This window comes from Salinispora sp. CH2A1_6 (assembly GCF_056820975.1).
Genome location: NZ_JBXEDG010000001.1, coordinates 181,461 through 196,613, shown reverse-complemented (window position 1 = coordinate 196,613; position 15,153 = coordinate 181,461). Strand labels below are relative to the sequence as shown.

General features: G+C 69.1%; 14 protein-coding genes. 5 read left to right on the top strand and 9 right to left on the bottom strand.

Translation table 11 applies throughout. The annotated features are described in order from the left end of the window. Positions 1-20 precede the first annotated feature (20 nt). Both AC1UKG_RS00965 and AC1UKG_RS00960 read right to left on the bottom strand, forming a co-directional pair. Positions 21-2,033 carry a bifunctional copper resistance protein CopD/cytochrome c oxidase assembly protein gene (locus AC1UKG_RS00965; RefSeq protein ID WP_482642779.1) on the bottom strand — a complete coding sequence of 671 codons (2,013 nt, stop codon included), beginning with the start codon at positions 2,031-2,033 and terminating at the stop codon, positions 21-23. Between the two features lie 179 nt (positions 2,034-2,212). After that, on the bottom strand, positions 2,213-3,136 hold the full coding sequence (locus AC1UKG_RS00960; protein ID WP_018743675.1) for a cation diffusion facilitator family transporter: 924 nt from the start codon (positions 3,134-3,136) through the stop codon (positions 2,213-2,215). A 340-nt stretch (positions 3,137-3,476) separates the two neighbouring features. Here AC1UKG_RS00960 and AC1UKG_RS00955 point away from each other — a divergent pair, with 340 nt between their 5' ends. Further along, positions 3,477-4,313 carry a CPBP family intramembrane glutamic endopeptidase gene (locus tag AC1UKG_RS00955; RefSeq protein WP_018813869.1) on the top strand — a complete coding sequence of 279 codons (837 nt, stop codon included), beginning with the start codon at positions 3,477-3,479 and terminating at the stop codon, positions 4,311-4,313. 258 nt (positions 4,314-4,571) lie between these two features. Here the strand turns inward: AC1UKG_RS00955 and AC1UKG_RS00950 are convergent, their stop codons facing one another. The 3 genes from AC1UKG_RS00950 to AC1UKG_RS00940 form a co-directional block, all read right to left on the bottom strand. Next, positions 4,572-5,420: a hypothetical protein gene (locus tag AC1UKG_RS00950; protein ID WP_018743673.1), complete on the bottom strand. Its 849-nt coding sequence runs from the start codon at positions 5,418-5,420 to the stop codon at positions 4,572-4,574. 364 nt (positions 5,421-5,784) lie between these two features. Beyond that, positions 5,785-7,068, bottom strand: coding sequence for a glycosyltransferase (locus tag AC1UKG_RS00945; protein WP_026325263.1), 1,284 nt, complete (start codon positions 7,066-7,068; stop codon positions 5,785-5,787). A 1-nt stretch (position 7,069) separates the two neighbouring features. Continuing rightward, a complete protein-coding gene (locus AC1UKG_RS00940; RefSeq protein ID WP_018743671.1) occupies positions 7,070-7,531 on the bottom strand; it encodes a MarR family transcriptional regulator in 462 nt (153 codons plus the stop codon). A gap of 227 nt (positions 7,532-7,758) precedes the next feature. Between AC1UKG_RS00940 and AC1UKG_RS00935 the strand changes: the two genes are divergently transcribed. Together AC1UKG_RS00935 and AC1UKG_RS00930 are read left to right on the top strand one after the other, a co-directional pair. Further along, entirely contained in the window at positions 7,759-8,277 is a 519-nt protein-coding gene (locus tag AC1UKG_RS00935) for an SRPBCC family protein (protein ID WP_018813871.1), read from the top strand. 144 nt (positions 8,278-8,421) lie between these two features. Further along, positions 8,422-9,753: an ABC transporter substrate-binding protein gene (locus AC1UKG_RS00930; RefSeq protein WP_018743669.1), complete on the top strand. Its 1,332-nt coding sequence runs from the start codon at positions 8,422-8,424 to the stop codon at positions 9,751-9,753. A gap of 166 nt (positions 9,754-9,919) precedes the next feature. On the opposite strand, the gene AC1UKG_RS00925 is transcribed toward AC1UKG_RS00930, so the two are convergent. Continuing rightward, positions 9,920-10,663, bottom strand: a complete 744-nt coding sequence (locus tag AC1UKG_RS00925) for an enoyl-CoA hydratase/isomerase family protein (protein WP_029123413.1) — start codon at positions 10,661-10,663, stop codon at positions 9,920-9,922. Next, positions 10,660-11,517, bottom strand: coding sequence for a 3-hydroxyacyl-CoA dehydrogenase family protein (locus AC1UKG_RS00920; protein ID WP_482642780.1), 858 nt, complete (start codon positions 11,515-11,517; stop codon positions 10,660-10,662). Before AC1UKG_RS00920 ends, AC1UKG_RS00925 begins: the two co-directional genes overlap by 4 nt. Before the next feature lie 230 nt (positions 11,518-11,747). On the opposite strand from AC1UKG_RS00920, the gene AC1UKG_RS00915 reads away from it, so the two are divergent. Next, positions 11,748-12,128: a PPOX class F420-dependent oxidoreductase gene (locus AC1UKG_RS00915; protein ID WP_018730820.1), complete on the top strand. Its 381-nt coding sequence runs from the start codon at positions 11,748-11,750 to the stop codon at positions 12,126-12,128. Between the two features lie 172 nt (positions 12,129-12,300). Here AC1UKG_RS00915 and AC1UKG_RS00910 read toward each other — a convergent pair whose 3' ends face one another. Both AC1UKG_RS00910 and AC1UKG_RS00905 read right to left on the bottom strand, forming a co-directional pair. Then, complete coding sequence (locus AC1UKG_RS00910; protein WP_007073996.1) at positions 12,301-12,510, bottom strand: BldC family transcriptional regulator; 210 nt, start codon at positions 12,508-12,510, stop codon at positions 12,301-12,303. A gap of 254 nt (positions 12,511-12,764) precedes the next feature. Next, entirely contained in the window at positions 12,765-13,604 is an 840-nt protein-coding gene (locus tag AC1UKG_RS00905; RefSeq protein WP_029123414.1) for a DUF8083 family protein, read from the bottom strand. A 216-nt stretch (positions 13,605-13,820) separates the two neighbouring features. On the opposite strand from AC1UKG_RS00905, the gene AC1UKG_RS00900 reads away from it, so the two are divergent. Then, positions 13,821-14,903, top strand: a complete 1,083-nt coding sequence (locus tag AC1UKG_RS00900) for a Glu/Leu/Phe/Val dehydrogenase dimerization domain-containing protein (protein ID WP_018743665.1) — start codon at positions 13,821-13,823, stop codon at positions 14,901-14,903. The last annotated feature ends 250 nt before the right edge of the window (positions 14,904-15,153 follow it).

Sequence of the window (15,153 nt, the reverse complement as noted above, 5' to 3'; positions counted from 1 at the left end):
GAGGCGGGCCAATCGCCTACTCACCGACGGACGTGCCGGTCGCGGTCGGCCAGATCCGCCAGCATCCGGTTGTACGCGGCCAGCTCGGCGTCCTCGCGCCCTTCGGCTTCGGCGCGGTCGGCGGCCCGGTCCCGGCGACGGGCCTCCCGCTCGTCGGCCTTCATCCACTGGCGCATCAACGCGCCCAGCACGACGACGGTGGGCAACTCACCGAAGGACCAGGCGATGCCGCCGGCGGTGCGTTGGTCCTCCAGTGGGGCAGCGCCCCAGGGTCGGTCCAGCGCGATCCACCAGTTCTCCGCGATCAGGGTGGTGGACTGCATGAGCGTGACGCCGAGGAAGGCGTGCAGCACCATGCTGATCAGGACCAGGATCAACTTCAGCGGATGTGGGATGCGGCGCGGCGCGGGATCAACACCGATGACGACCCAGAAGAACAGATAGCCGGCGCCGAGGAAGTGTCCCACCATGGCCAGGTGCGCGGCGTGCGAGCGCAGTGCCAGCTCATACAGGCCGGTGAAGTACATCAGGTAGAGGCTGGCGACGTAGATCACCAACGCGACCACCGGGTTGGTGAGGACACGCGAGAGCCGCGAGTGCAGCGCCACCTGCAGCCACTCGCGGGGGCCCGGCCAGCGCGGGTCGGTCGACGGGGCCAGGGCGCGCAGCGCCAGGGTGATGGGACCGCCGAGCGCGAGCAGAATGGGGGCGATCATCATCAGCAGCAGGTGCTGAATCATGTGGATCGAGAACAGCAGCGGCCCGTAGCGGGCCAGACCACTTGAGGTGGCCACGATGATCAGGGCACAGCCCACCAGCCACATGGCGGTACGGGAGACGGGCCAGGCATCGCCGCGGCGGCGCAGCCGCCACACCCCGGCCGTGTAGAACCCGGCGGCGGCCAGCGCGGCCGCCATAATCAGCGGCTCGGGCAGCCACGCGGTGGCGAGGTTGCCGATGGTCAGCGGCGGCGGCATCGGGAAACCGAGTAGCGAGGTGGCGAGATCCTCCGTCTCCTCGCCGATGGGCGCCGGGGTGCGGGACAGGGCGACCGAGGTACCGATCGCAGCGGCGAAGAGCAGCGTTTCGACGACTGCGACCCGCAGGAAGGGCCCGCGCCGACCTGCCACCAGGGCCGGCACGGCCCGGCGACGGTGCGCCAGGCCCGCGGCGGCGATCGCGACGAGCGCAGCAGCCTTGATCAGAAGCACCTGTCCGTAGCGGGTGCCCAGCAGGTCGGCGGCGCTCGGGAGCCGCACAGCGGCTGACAGCAGCCCGGACAGACCCACCGCGGTCAGGCAGCCAACGGCGAGCGGGGAGAATCTGCGTACGGCCCGCGCCAGGTCGGCGGTCGTGCCGCGACTGGTAACGGCCAGGGCGAGCAGGCCACCGGCCCAGAGGGTGACGGGCAGCACGTGCAGGAGCAGCCCGGAGACCGCCAGCTGGTGGTCGCCGCTGGCCGCGGCGTGCCCGGTGAAGACCGGTGGCACCAGGCCGCCCAGCGCCAGCAGCAGAGCGGTCAGCGCGCCGCCGGGCCGCAAACTGGTCGCCGCGACCACCGCCGCGGTCAGGGCCAGGACGCCGCTCAGCGCCAGGGACTGCCCGAGCGAAACGGTGGTGGCGAAGTTGAGCACCGCCCGCAAGGACAACACCTGCGCGGCGGGGAGACCGAAGAGATCGACCAGGGCGTAACAGAGCGCAACCGTGGACGTCGCAGCCCACACCGAGGCCGCGCCGGCGGCAGCGCGCATGCGCCGGTAGCCGATCGGGGACAACCGACCGCCGTCGTCCCGGGGCGAGAGCGCCGCCGCCGCCAGCAGTAAACCGACCGTGGCGACCGCGCTGATCTGCATGCCCAGTCGGGAGGCCGGCAGCAACCAGGCTGTGGTTGGTCCTGGGTCCGGCAGCCCGGGCGGGGCCTCCGCGACCGCACCGCCACCCCACCACAGCAGCACCGCACCGACGGCGGCGGCCACCAGCACCGTCCCCGCCGACAGCAGAAACGGCCGATGCCGGACGGTGGCGAGACTCATCACCGGGTCGCCAACCGACGCAGGTGGCGGGGGACCGGCCGAAGACCGGCGACTTCCCGCGAGGCGGCGGCCCGGCGGGAAGTCGGGCTGGATGGGCGGTTCACGAACAGCTCCCAGATAGGTGGCGAGACATCAGGTAGTCGGCCGGTTGCGCCCGCTGGTTCCAGGAGCGACGCAGGTCACCACCCGCTCCCGTGGCAGACAGCGTCCGCGTCGGCCGGCTCCGCCGGTTCGGCTTGCAGGGTGGCGTGCTCGATTGCGAAACGATCCTGCAGCAGCCGCCGGGACCGGGCCAGCACTGCGGCAAGATCGGCATCACGCTCGAGCACCAGGTGCGCCGAAGCAACGTCCATCCCTGAGGTTAGCGTCCATACGTGCAGGTCGTGCACGTCGGCTACCCCATCCACGGCGAGTAGCGCCGCCCGCACCGCGGAGATGTCCAGATGTGCCGGCGCGGCCTGCACCAACACCCGCAGCGCGGCGCGACCCAACTGGTACGCACGGGGCAGGATGAACAGCCCCACCGCCACCGCGATCAGCGGGTCGGCGTACCACCAGTCGGTCACGGCGATCACGACCGCGGCGACGATCACGCCGACGGAGGTGAACAGGTCTCCCAAAACCTCCAGGTAGGCGCCCCGCACATTCAGACTCTCCCGCGAGCCCGCACGCAGGAGAAAGAAGGCGACGACGTTGGCCGCCAGGCCCGCTACCGCCACCGCCAGCATCGGCACCGCCGGCACCTCCGGCGGCTGACTGAACCGACGTACCGCCTCGACCACCACGTAGCAGGCCACCGCGAACAGCAGGACGGCGTTGGCCAACGCCGCCAGCACCTCCATCCGGTAGAGCCCGAACGTGCGCTGGCCAGACCGGGACGCCCTGCTGGCGGCGGTGATCGCGGCCAGGGCCATACCGATGCCGAGGACATCGGTGAACATGTGGCCGGCGTCGGAGAGCAGCGCCAAGGAACCGGTCATAACCGCCGCGACCGCCTCCACCGCCATAAAGGCAAGGAGCAGCCCGAAGGCCGCCCACAGCCGACCCCGGTGCTTCGCACCGGCCCGCGCCGCTTGTTGACCGTGATCATGCCCCGCACCCATCCGCCTCTCCCTTCTCGCCAATCACCGCCGCCACGAACATATGCTCACATCGCTATACATGCAAGTGTCCGAGCGCTGTCAGCGATGACGACAGCGGGCACGAATACCGACAGTTATCCGGATAACCACCAAAAACGCTTACGGGTAGGGCGGCAGCGAACCCCGTGCACGCCGAAGCGTTCTTGAATCCCGGCAGAGAGGTAGGGAGAACCCCAAGCCGGACGGTAGGGGTACCCCTGCCCGAGATTGGCGGGCTGACCGCCATGGACGGACGCCTTAAGCCGGCACCAGAATTAGGCCCGAAGCCAGGGGCGCAGCACATTTCGAGGAGCTGAGCGGCATGGGCGGTGGCACCACACAGAATCGGCTGGGCCCGCCGGGCACATCCCCCCCGGCGTCGACTGGCCTGCCGGTGCAGTACTCGCTGGCGAAAATCCTGGGAATCTGGGCGGCCGCCACCCTACCCATGGGACTGGGTTATTGGGTGGTTACCCCCGCGTTCGCCGACGGCCCCTACGACACCGTGGTGCTGGCTACCGTCACGTTGGCGGCCGGCCTGATCTGGCAGTTCGTGCTGGCATTGTTGATACTTCGGCGCGAGGAGGGGTCGATAGGTCGCGCCGCCATGGTCCGTCGGCTGTGGCTACAGGTTCCCAGAGACCCGGTGAACGGCCGACCCCGCAAACGCCTCCTGTGGCTGCTAGCACCACTGGGAATCGCGTTCGTGCTCAACATGATGTACGTGGCACCGGTGGTTGAGAACCTGCAGCAGTACCTGCTACCCGGACCGGCTCCACTGCCCTTCCAAAAAGCCGAAACGCTGTTCTCGGCCGAAGTCGCCCCACAGATGAAAGGGGCGTGGTGGTTTCTCGCACTGTTCCTGACGCTCAGCATCTTCAACGTCTTCCTCGGTGAGGAGTTCCTCTTCCGCGGAATCCTCCTACCCAGAATGCAGGGCGTGTTCGGGTCAGCAGACTGGTTCGTCAACGGACTCTTGTTCGGCCTGTACCACGTGCATCAGCCCTGGACCGCCGGCGGCATCATGCTGACCAGCGGAGTGATCATGTCGCTGCCGGTGCGGCGCTATCGGAGCATGTGGCTCTCGGTCATTCCGCACTCGATCCAAACGGTGATCGTGTGTGGAATGCTGCTCGGCCTCATGCGGGGCACGACGTAACATCGCCGGCGCCACCGGCACCGCCCGGGGCGAGCTCAACGCCCGGGTCCCCAACACCACATCCACCTGGGAGGGGCTTGGGGACTTCGCTCCCGTCCAGGGCAGCAGTCCCCAAGCCCCATTCCCACGTCGTAGCAGCCCTCGAACCGGGCGGCAGAAGTCACCGCAACCGTGCTCCCGCGAGCCCGAAGGACGGCGCTCTCACCGACTCACCTAACGCCTCCAGCGCAGTGTTGACGAGGCCGGGGACAGAGTCACCTAGTTGGCGGGAATCGTCACCAGATCTGCCAGCGGCTTCTCCGTTGCATCTTCTCGCGGCCGGGAGAGGTAGAAATCGGCGTACAGGTATCCCGCGCTCTCCATGTCGGCCGGGTCGACACCCCGCGTCGCCAGCTCCGCCATCGCCCACTGCCGTTCGGTATCGTCGATAAACCGCCGCTGCCGAACAGCCTGATCCGCCTTCTCAGTCACGAGCCCGTACTGCGCGAGCACGTCTGAAATCGGCTCGTAGTCGTACGTCCGGAGGCAGAACGCGGCGACCCAGGGCGGATCCTCGGTGCAGGTGAGTAGCCGCTCGAACGTTCGCTCGGTGACATAGCCAATGCCACCCGTGGTCGTGATGAGGTCAACCTCCGGCATCTTCTTTGCCAATTCTGACGATGGCTTTGTCGCCTCCAGGTTCTCGACAAAGGCATCGTCGAGCGCACCGACTGCCACCCCGTGCCGAGTAGCATTCTCGGCGACATCCAAACCGATGACGTGCGGAGCGTCCGGCCGGGCCCGCTGACCTAGAAATTCGTTCTCGGCGCGGCGCACCTGATCCACGGTACGCCCGTCGTCGCTGGCACCCTGGTAGTACGAGTACACGTCGTCCAGCTCAAGATCGGTCTTGGTGAGCACCCCGACGATGCCGTAGGAACAGCACACGTCGAGCACGGTGGGGCGATAGCCGTCACCCCACGGTTGGGCATCGATCAGCTGGTTGAATACGGTAGCCCCATGCTGCGGGATCTCGTATTTCAACCGGCGCAGGTTAGCGTAATACGCGCTCGGCGTCTCCTGGTTGTAGATTCCGCTGAAGTTGGCCTTACCGGACTCGTCGGTCAACGCTTTGACTCCCTTTACTCCGGATTGCAAACTCAGGGCCCAAACACAGCCTCCGACCCGCCAGGGCCGGAGGCAACAGGTGCTACACCGGTAGGATATGGTGAATTCGTAGATTAGCCAAGCCGGCAAATCAGACAACCTACTCCAGCCACGGGGGCTGCGTAGTGTGGCGATCGCCGCGAGATCGCAGGTAGGAACGGGGATGGGGCGCGAGTACGTCCCACTGCGCTACTGATGGTGATCGGGCACAGTGACGCGTCGCAGCACTCCCCGACGTCACTCTCCGGTGTCGTTTCCCGGAAGCCGCAGCCGTTCTCCGGTCAGGGGCGGCCCCGGGCGCAGCCCCTGGGTGCCGCTGGTGGCCCTAACCCGCCGAGTGGAGAAGAGCGTCGATCCTGCGGACCGCGTTCGCGATGCCGTCCTCGGCCGCGAGGCTCCTTCCCAGCTTGACCGCGGTGGCCCGGATGTCGGCGTCGGTGGTGACCGTACGGATGGCGGTAGCCAGCCGTTGCGCGGTGAGCTTCCGCTGCGGTATGGGCGCACTGCCCGCGCCGAGCGCGAAGACCCGCCGTCCCCAGACGAACTGGTCCAGGAGAAACGGGCAGATCACCGAGGGCTTGCCAGCGCGTAGCGCCGCCGCGGTGGTGCCGGCCCCACCGTGGTGCACGACGGCGGACATCCGCGGGAAGAGCCAGTCGTGTGGGGCCTGGGTGAGGTGCCAGATGGTGTCTGACGGCTCGGTCTCCGCCAGGCCGCCCCAGCCGGTGGCGACGATGCCGCGGACACCGGACTGACGCAGCGCCTCGCCGACGAGGCGGGTGAGTCGGCGCGGGTCGCGCCCGGCCATACTGCCGAAGCCGACGTAGACCGGCGGGTCGCCCGCCGCGATGAAGTCGACCAGTGCGGTCGGGGGCTGCCAGCTGGTGGCGTCGTCAAGGAACCAGTAGCCGGTGAGGTGCGCGTGCCCGGGCCAGTCGGCGGGGCGCGGCAGGACGTGCTCACTGATGCCATGCAGCACCGGGATCGGCCGCCCGTCGGGGAGCCGGGTGGTCAGCGCGGCACCGCTGGTCTTCGCGAGTCCGAGCGTGTCCCGACGAAACGTGTTCACCATGCCGTCGTACATCCGGTATCCGGCGCCGGCCAGCCGATAGGTCAGTCGGTTGTACCACCGGCCGAGCGGCAGTTCGGGCAGCCCGACGAGGGGGAAGTCACCGGTCGGCACGGAGACCGGCACGGGCAGGGCCAGTACTACCGGCACTCCGAGCTTCTCGGCGATGTGCGGACCGGCCAGCACCTTCGGGTGATAGACGACCAGATCTGGCGTGGCCTGCCGGGCTGCCGTCCAGGCATCGGCCAGCAGTCGCCGGTTGAGCGGACTCGCCTGACGGGCCAGCCTGATGTTGGTCTTGACCGCCCCGAGCACCCCGGTGGTGTCCTCCATCGCGGCCCGACCTGCTGCCGAATCCAGCAGCTGCAATATGTCATCACTGAGCTCGCCGTACGCCAGACCCTGGTCGGTGACGAACGACCGAAACCGGGCGCAGGTGGCCAGAGTGACGTCATGGCCGGCTGACTGGAGACCTTTGCCGAGGGCCACATACGGCTGGACATCCCCTCGCGACCCTACGGTGATCACAAGGATTCGCATCCTAGCTGTCCTTTCGTGCTTGTCGACGGAACTCCTCCAGCAGGGCTGGAGTGCGCTCGACCATGAAGGCGTAGAAGTCACGGGTGTGGCGTAACCGGCTGGCCTCAGGTGCCGTCGCGTCGCCGACCAGATCGATACCGCGCTGCATCAGCTCGATGAAGACGCGCATCTTGTCGGTGGGGTCGATGGCACGGGCGAAGGCATCCGGATGCATCTCGTACGCGTGTGCCCGGCCCTGGCTCGGCACCCGTCGGACCAGGCCGGACTGTTCCAGCACCCGCATACCGGTGGATACCGAGGCCTTGGAGAGCCCCATCGCCTCGCACAACTGCGCGGTGGTCTGTTTCGGGGGGTCGCAGATGAGCAGCCAGCCCAGCAACTTGCCGAAGGCGGGGGTGGTGCCCATCCGAGCCAGGACGACGCCGACCTCCTCGGCGTACCGCCGGGCAGCCTCCGGGTCCATAAGCTCCCCTCCTGATGCAATAGTCTCGAACGTTCAGAACTTTCTAAACAAGAAATTAGACCTGGGACGAAAACCAGGCCAGAGCGAAATACGAGAATTTCCACCACGAATATATTCCCGAGGGAGGTGTTGACGATCTGCCCTTCTGCGTGACTGCAGCTAAACAGCGGGAATCACGCACCTCACAATGCTGCACCGGCACGCATCAGCCGGTATGGTCCGGGCTTATGGGACAGGGGATGGTCGATCCAATCAATGTCCAGCAGGATTTCGCATGGCACTCACTCCGCAGCTCGCTCCTCGTTCCCGCGTCGACGCAGCAGGCATTCGCGGTATTCACCGGCGCGATAGCCGACTGGTGGGTCATGGAGTACACCTGGTCCGGCCCCGGCCTACTGACCACGCTGGAGATGGAACCGTGGACCGGCGGGATGCTGTACGAAATCGGCCCGCACGGCTTCCGCAACGACTGGGGCCGGGTGCTGACCTGGACCCCGCCCCGCCGGCTCGTCTTCACCTGGCAGATCGGGGCAGACCGCGTCCCAGCGCCCGATCCGGCCCGGGCCAGCGAGGTCGAGGCACTCTTCCGGCCCGACCGGTCCGGGCAGACCCGCGTGGAGGTGGAACACCGACACTTCGATCGGCACGGCCCGGCCGCGGAGGGCTACCGCCGAGCGTTGACCGCTGGCTGGTCCGAACTCCTCGCCCGCTACGCGATCGTGGTCGCGAAGCGCACCCTGGGCTGAGGCACTGGCTCGATTGCACCCCACCACTTTCAACACGCTGCGTAACCAAGGCGGCCGACCTGCGGATAGCGACAGCCAGAGTCCCGGGCAGCTTGCCCGGCGCGCTACTCTGCGCAGCGTTACTTCGCCCGAGGAAGGACTGCGATGCTGATCCCACGCGCCACGCGAGCTGCCACCCTGGCCGCCTGTGCGACGTTCCTGCTCGCCAGCAGCGCCTGCGGGGCCGACGATTCCGACGAGGCCACCGCTACCTCGGTACGTCTCTACGGCACCGACAGCACCATGCTCAACTCGTTTCCCACCGAGCTGGGGGCCCAGGCCAACCTGGTTGACGGGATGAAGGGCACCACACCGCTGACGCCGCTGCCGGAGGACTTCAAGGACCGGTTGCGGTCGATCGACTCCAATCTGACCAGCTTCGTCTACGCGGCGGAGGCCTACGACGCGGTGCTGATCAGCGCGCTGGCCGCGCAGCTCGCGGGCACCACCGATCCGGCGGCTATCGCCGCACAGATCGTCGGGATCACCAACGGTGGCCAGCGGTGTGAGACCGCCGTGACCTGCCTCACGCTGGCCCGGGACGGGCAGGACATCGAGTACCGCAGCGTCTCGATCACCCGAGGCGGGTTCACTGCCGCCGGCGAGCCCTCCACCGCCAGCTACGCCACCCTGCACTTCGACGGCACGCAGATCAACGACGCCAAGACGGAGTTCGTCGGTGCGGGCTTCGAGTCCGACGCGAGCGACACGTCACCGCCGGGGGCCGGGGCGGCTGACGAGGACGGAGCCCCGCTGGTGCTGGGGGGCCTGCTACCGCAGACCGGCGCCCTCGTGCTGTCCAACCCACCCCTCGCCGCCGGCGCCGCGCTCGCCATCCAGGAGATCAACGCTGCCGGTGGCGTCCTTGGCGCCCCGGTTACCTGGATCGACGGCGATGACGGCACCGATCCGGCGGTCGCCAAGGCGACGGTGGCCAGCCATGCCGCCGCCGGCGTCCACGTCATCATCGGCGCCGGCGCATCAGGCGTCTCGCGGGCGGTGCTACCCGACGTGGTGCAGGCGGGGATGGTGCTGTTCTCCCCATCGAACACCGAAGCGAGCCTCACCGACCTGGACGACGAGAACCGCTACTTCCGGACCGCTCCGCCAGACAGCTTGCAGGGCCGGGCACTGGCTGACGTCATCCTGCGGGACGGCCCGCAGCAGATCGCCATCGTGGCCCGTCAGGATTCCTATGGCGAGGGGCTACAGGAGATCGTCCGATCCGAGCTGGAACGGGCTGGCATCGACGCGGGCCGGCTCAAGCTCAACACCTATCAGCCACCGGAGGGCGCCGAGGCGGCACCGGTCGACTTCACGTCCGTGGTCCGCGAGATCAAGGAAGCTGGGTCCGACGCTGTTGTGATCATTGGGTTCAATGAGTCGGCTGGGCTGATCCGGGCCCTCGCCGACGCAGGGGTGCCGCTGCACCGCTGAGCCGCAGTCGGGTGCTGGCCGCACCGAAGCACGGTGCGGCCCCGCCCGGCCAGCTACGCATCCACGTGGCCAGTTACGCACCCGCCCCGCCGGCTACGCACCCACCCGGCCGGCCCGGCACCCACTCGGCCAGCTACGTGCCCCGCGCCGCCGACGTCACCCCGGCTCAGGGCCGGCGCCGACGCTCGAGAAAGTCGGTCATCCGCCGGTGCTTCTCCTCGTCCTCGAAGAGCACCGCCTGACTGACCAGATCCAGGTGCGGGTGTGCGGCGGCCGGAGCGTCCACGGCCAGCTTGGTCAGCCGCAACGCGAGCGCGGAGCCCTTCGCCACCTCGTCGAGCAGGGCGTGCGCCGCCGGCAGCAGCTCGGCGGGCTCAGCGACCACCCGGTTCACCAGACCGATCCGCAGGGCCTCCGCAGCGTCCACCCGCCGGCCGGTGAAGAGCAGCTCCTTCGCCCGCGCCTCGCCGACCAGCACCGGCAACCGGTGCGTCGCCCCCGCCCCGGCCAGGATGCCGAGCCGCACCTCGGGCTGTCCGAAGACGGCCCGCGAGGTGCACACCCGTAGGTCGCCGGCGTACGCCAACTCGGCGCCGCCGCCCAGGGCCGGCCCGTCGACAGCCACCACGGTCGGCATCGGCAGCGCCCTGATCCGGGCGAAGACGGCCGAGTTGATCGCGGCGAGGGCATCCAGCCGGTCGCGCTCGCGGAGCTGCCCGATGTCGGCGCCCCCGGCGAAGATACCGTCAGCGCCTCCGGTGAGCAGCAGCAGCCGGGGCCGGGCCTCCAACTCGGCACAGAGTTCGTGGAGCGCGTGGACGAGGTCAACGTCGATGGCGTTGCGCTTCTCCGGGCGGTCCAGCACCGCCACCACCCGGTCGGCCTGTTCGTCGATCCGCAGGCCCCTCACGCCTTCACCCCGTTCTCCCACCGGTAGAAACCCTGGCCGGACTTCTTGCCGAGGTGCCCGGCGGCCACCATCTCGACCAAGAGCGGCGGCGGCGCGAACCGCTCCCCGTACGCGGCCGCCAGGGTGCGGGCGATATCGAGCCGCACATCCAGTCCGACCAGGTCGGTGAGCTCCAGCGGCCCCACCGGATGCCGGTAGCCGAGCACCATCGCCTTGTCGATGTCCGCTGGTTCCGCCACCTTGTCGGCGACCATTCGAATCGCCTCCAGACCGAGCGTCACCCCAAGCCGGGAGGTGGCGAAGCCGGGCAGGTCCCGTACGACGACCGGATCCTTGCCCAGCCGAGCGGCGAGCGCGACCGCCGCGTCCGTGCTCTGCGGTGCGGTCCCCGGGCCGACCACGACCTCGAGCAACGTCATCGCCCAGACCGGGTTGAAGAAGTGCAGGCCGAGGAAGCGGTCCGGGCGGGTCAGCCCCTCGGCCAGCTCGGCGATCGAGATGCTGGAGGTGTTGCTGGCCAACAGCGCGGGGCTCAGGCTCTCGGCGTCGCGTAGCACGGAGCGCTTCAGGTCGGCCCGCTCCGGGACGGCCTCGACCACGACGTCCGGGCCGGCACCGAGCTCGGTGAGGGTTCCCCGAACAGTCACCCGAGACCGGCTGGCGCCGGCCTGCTCAACCGTCATCCGGCCGCGGCCAACGGCCCGGTCCCACAGCTCACCGAGGCGCACCGCGGCGGCTTCACCCCGGACCGGATCAACCTCAACCAGGTCCACGTCGTAGCCGGCACCGGCGGCCGCGTACGCGATCCCAAGGCCCATCGTGCCGGCCCCGATCACGACCCAACGGTCGCCCATGGCGCCTCCTCCCTCCGGCGGGGACCCGGATCACCCACGCCGTCCCGCCTGTCCGTGTCGCTCGTCCCCGCGACCCTATTGGTTGGGTGGCGGCACGCGGCAGCCCGGCACCGGGCGGAAATTCCCGGATGGACACCGCTGCGGCAGCTCCACGACCAGTTCTGCGGTGTACGGCACGCCGGTCCGGCTTACTGCCCGGTCAACCGGCCGCGGGGCCGTATCCTGGCGGCGTGACCACGCTGGACCGACTCGCGACCGAGAAATACATCCTGCTCACGACCTTCCGCAAGGACGGCCGTGCGGTGCCGACCCCGGTCTGGGCGGTCCGTGACGGCGATGCGCTCGTAGTGTGGACAGTTGCCAGCTCCGGCAAGGTGAAGCGGATCCGGCGCAGCGGCGATGTGACCGTCGCCCCCTGCGATGTCCGAGGTCGACCGCACGGCCCGGCGGTCCCCGGATACGCCGCGCTCGCCGACTCGGCGGGGACCCGGCGGGTCCGCGGCCTGATCAAGGAGAAGTACCGAGTACTCGGCCGGCTCACCCTGCTGGGGAGCCGGCTACGCCGCGGCGAGGAGGGCACGGTGGGGGTTCGGGTCACGCTCAAGGACTGAGTCGCGCCCGCCCAGGGAGCCCTCCCGGGGCGGAGCCGCGGTCGAGCCCTCCCGGGGCTGAGCCATGTCGAGCCCTTCCGGGCCGGGCCGCGTCCGCCCCCGCAGAAATGCCGTAGGGCGGTGGACTGATCGTCCACCGCCCTACGCGCATTGTCCGCTGGCTCTCACCCGATCAGTCCCCCTGACGCTGCTGTGGGATCTGCCCCTGCAGCAGCGCTCTGACCTCCGACTCCCGGTATCTGCGGTGCCCGCCAAGAGTCCGGATTGCACTCAGCTTGCCGGCCTTGGCCCAACGGGTCACCGTTTTCGGGTCGACACGGAACATCGACGCCACCTCGGCCGGCGTAAGCAGCGGCTCCGGTTCGTGCGTTCGCGATGCCATGGGTCACTCCTCCACATGTATAGACACCGGCCGGGGTCCCGCCGGCCGACGCGTCTCCCATGGTCCGGCTAGTCCCCGATGTCCGACATGGGCCGAACGGCCGAACGTCCCTAGACGGACGGATGAACCATGACCGAATTATTCGCCTTTAATATGACAGGAGGCACCTCATGTGGTCTCACGATAACGGCTCGTGACGTATCAATCGTGAATGGCTCCCGGGGTTCAACGAGGGACAATCGACCGGATCGGGGTCAGTTGCACCGCTCGAGCAACTGCACCGCACGCCACCGTGCGACCAGCTTGTCGTAAGCCGTTGACGCCTCCTCCGCCTCGCCCCGAGCCAGCCCGGCCAGGCCGGCGGCGACCAACTCCGGCGAGTCGTCCGCCGCAAGGGTCTCGTCGGAGAGCAGCGACACCAGCCCGCCGTAGTCCAGTTCCACCACCGACCGTGGATGGAACTCCTCCAGCCAGCGGGCGGCCTCCTCCACCGCCTCGGTGATCGGCGCGGCACCGACCGACTTGCGTAACACGGCAAGGGCCCGCGACGAGCGACGGCGGGCCTTGGAAATCTCGGTGCGGTACCGCAGCGCCCGCCGGCCGGGCTCGGTGACCTGGTGCCGCTCCGCCGGCTCGAAGAGGACAAACCATCGCAGCGGCACGCCCCACGTGGCGATCTGCTCGTGCACCCGGGGAACGCCGTGCTCCAGGACACGCGCCCCGCTACGCCAGTCGTCAACCACCGCCTTGGCCTTCCCGGCAAGCACCGGCGGCACAAAGGCGTCAGCCAACACCGGGGGTACGCCATCCCGCGCGTTCAGCGCCGCCTCGGCGACCCGGATGCGCAGGTTCCACGGGCAGACCAGCAGCGTGTCGTCGGCCTCCAGCACGTACGCCTCGTCCGGCAGATTCGGCAACCGCGTCCAGCCCGCCCCGAGCGCCTCGATCACCGACGTGAGTTGCCGGCCGGGCCCCTCCGCCGGGGCGACAGCCCGTCCCTGCTCGACGTACCTCCGCCAGTACGCCTGGCGGTCACGGTCGAAGGCGGTCAACGGTTCGTACACGCGCAGGTATGCGGCGAAGAGCGAGGGCACGGCGCGATCCTCCCATGAGTCGGCTGCGAATCCCTGGTGGCACAGTTTCGGGTGCACTCCGGGGTCGCCGCGTAGCTGACTCCGCCGTACGGACGCACACGCCGGTCACGACGGAGACGATGTCGGCCGATACTAGGCTCAGCGGCACCGGCAGCATCCCGCCGGCGTCCGCAGGTCCGCGGCCCACAAGGCCGCACACCACACCAGGAGTGAGTCATGGGCGTATTCGCCACCACCGACGACCCCGGGTCGGTCGGCCACGAGCAGGTTCTGTTCTGCCAGGACAAACAGTCCGGCCTTCGGGCGATCATCGGCATTTACTCCACGGCGCTGGGACCCGCGCTCGGCGGCACCCGGTTCTACCCGTACGCGAGCGAGGAGGCGGCCCTCGCCGACGTGCTCGACCTCTCCCGCGGGATGGCGTACAAGAACGCTCTCGCCGGGCTGGACCTGGGCGGCGGCAAGGCAGTCATCTGGGGAGATCCCGAACAGCTCAAGAGCGAGGCCCTGTTGCGCGCCTACGGCCGCTTCGTGGACACCCTGGGCGGCCGCTACTACACCGCCTGCGACGTTGGCACCTACGTGGCCGACATGGACGTGGTCGCCCGGGAGACCCGGTTCGTGACCGGCCGAAGCCGGGAGCACGGGGGCGCCGGCGACTCCTCGATCCTCACCGCCTGGGGCGTGTTCCAGGGCATGCGTGCCGCGGCTGAGCACGCCTGGGGCACGCCGACGCTGCGCGGACGACGAGTCGGCGTGGCCGGCCTGGGCAAGGTCGGCAAGTACCTGGTCGGCCACCTCCTCGACGACGGCGCCGAGGTCGTGGCGACCGACGTGAACCCACGGGCCCTGGCCTGGGCGCGGACGAACCATCCGCAGGTGACGCTGATAGACGATGCCACCGCGCTGACCGCTTCCGACATTGATGTGTACGCGCCGTGCGCGCTTGGGGGCACGCTCAACGACGACACCGTCCCGGCGCTGCGGGCGAAGGTGGTCGCCGGGGCGGCGAACAACCAGCTCGCCCACCCGGGCATCGAAAAACTCCTCGCCGATCGGGGCATCCTGTACGCGCCCGACTACGTGGTCAACGCCGGTGGCGTGATCCAGGTCGCCGACGAAATCGAGGGCTTCAACTTCGAACGCGCCAAGCTCCGGGCGACCAAGATCTACGAGACCACCCGGGAGATCCTGGCGCTCGCCGATGCCGAAGGGGTGCCACCGGCGGTGGCCGCGGACCGGCTGGCCGAGCGGCGGATGGCTGAGGTGGGCCGGCTGCGGACCATTCTGCTGCCCTGATCACGTCCCGGGGGCGGGTCGGGCTGGTTCCGCCCCTGGGCCGCCGCAGCGACGCGACGCGGTTAAGCTGGATTCACGGTGATTCGCCTGCTGTTAGGGGCGCTCCCGGGATTGGCCCTTACCGAGTACACTGGGTGACGACCGGCCCGCCGCGACGCGCGGAGCCGGGCGACGGTAACCCGAGGTGCCGAACGATGGCATCTCCATGTACCGTAAGAGCCACGAGAGATGCCTGACGTCATCGGGGCCC

Bases quoted from the DNA above. Each gene is read 5' to 3' on its own strand.
- AC1UKG_RS00965 (WP_482642779.1), bottom strand. From the start codon at position 2,033: ATGAGTCTCGCCACCGTCCGGCATCGGCCGTTTCTGCTGTCGGCGGGG.
- AC1UKG_RS00960 (WP_018743675.1), bottom strand. From the start codon at position 3,136: ATGGGTGCGGGGCATGATCACGGTCAACAAGCGGCGCGGGCCGGTGCG.
- AC1UKG_RS00955 (WP_018813869.1), top strand. From the start codon at position 3,477: ATGGGCGGTGGCACCACACAGAATCGGCTGGGCCCGCCGGGCACATCC.
- AC1UKG_RS00945 (WP_026325263.1), bottom strand. From the start codon at position 7,068: ATGCGAATCCTTGTGATCACCGTAGGGTCGCGAGGGGATGTCCAGCCG.
- AC1UKG_RS00940 (WP_018743671.1), bottom strand. From the start codon at position 7,531: ATGGACCCGGAGGCTGCCCGGCGGTACGCCGAGGAGGTCGGCGTCGTC.
- AC1UKG_RS00935 (WP_018813871.1), top strand. From the start codon at position 7,759: ATGGGACAGGGGATGGTCGATCCAATCAATGTCCAGCAGGATTTCGCA.
- AC1UKG_RS00930 (WP_018743669.1), top strand. From the start codon at position 8,422: ATGCTGATCCCACGCGCCACGCGAGCTGCCACCCTGGCCGCCTGTGCG.
- AC1UKG_RS00920 (WP_482642780.1), bottom strand. From the start codon at position 11,517: ATGGGCGACCGTTGGGTCGTGATCGGGGCCGGCACGATGGGCCTTGGG.
- AC1UKG_RS00910 (WP_007073996.1), bottom strand. From the start codon at position 12,510: ATGGCATCGCGAACGCACGAACCGGAGCCGCTGCTTACGCCGGCCGAG.
- AC1UKG_RS00900 (WP_018743665.1), top strand. From the start codon at position 13,821: ATGGGCGTATTCGCCACCACCGACGACCCCGGGTCGGTCGGCCACGAG.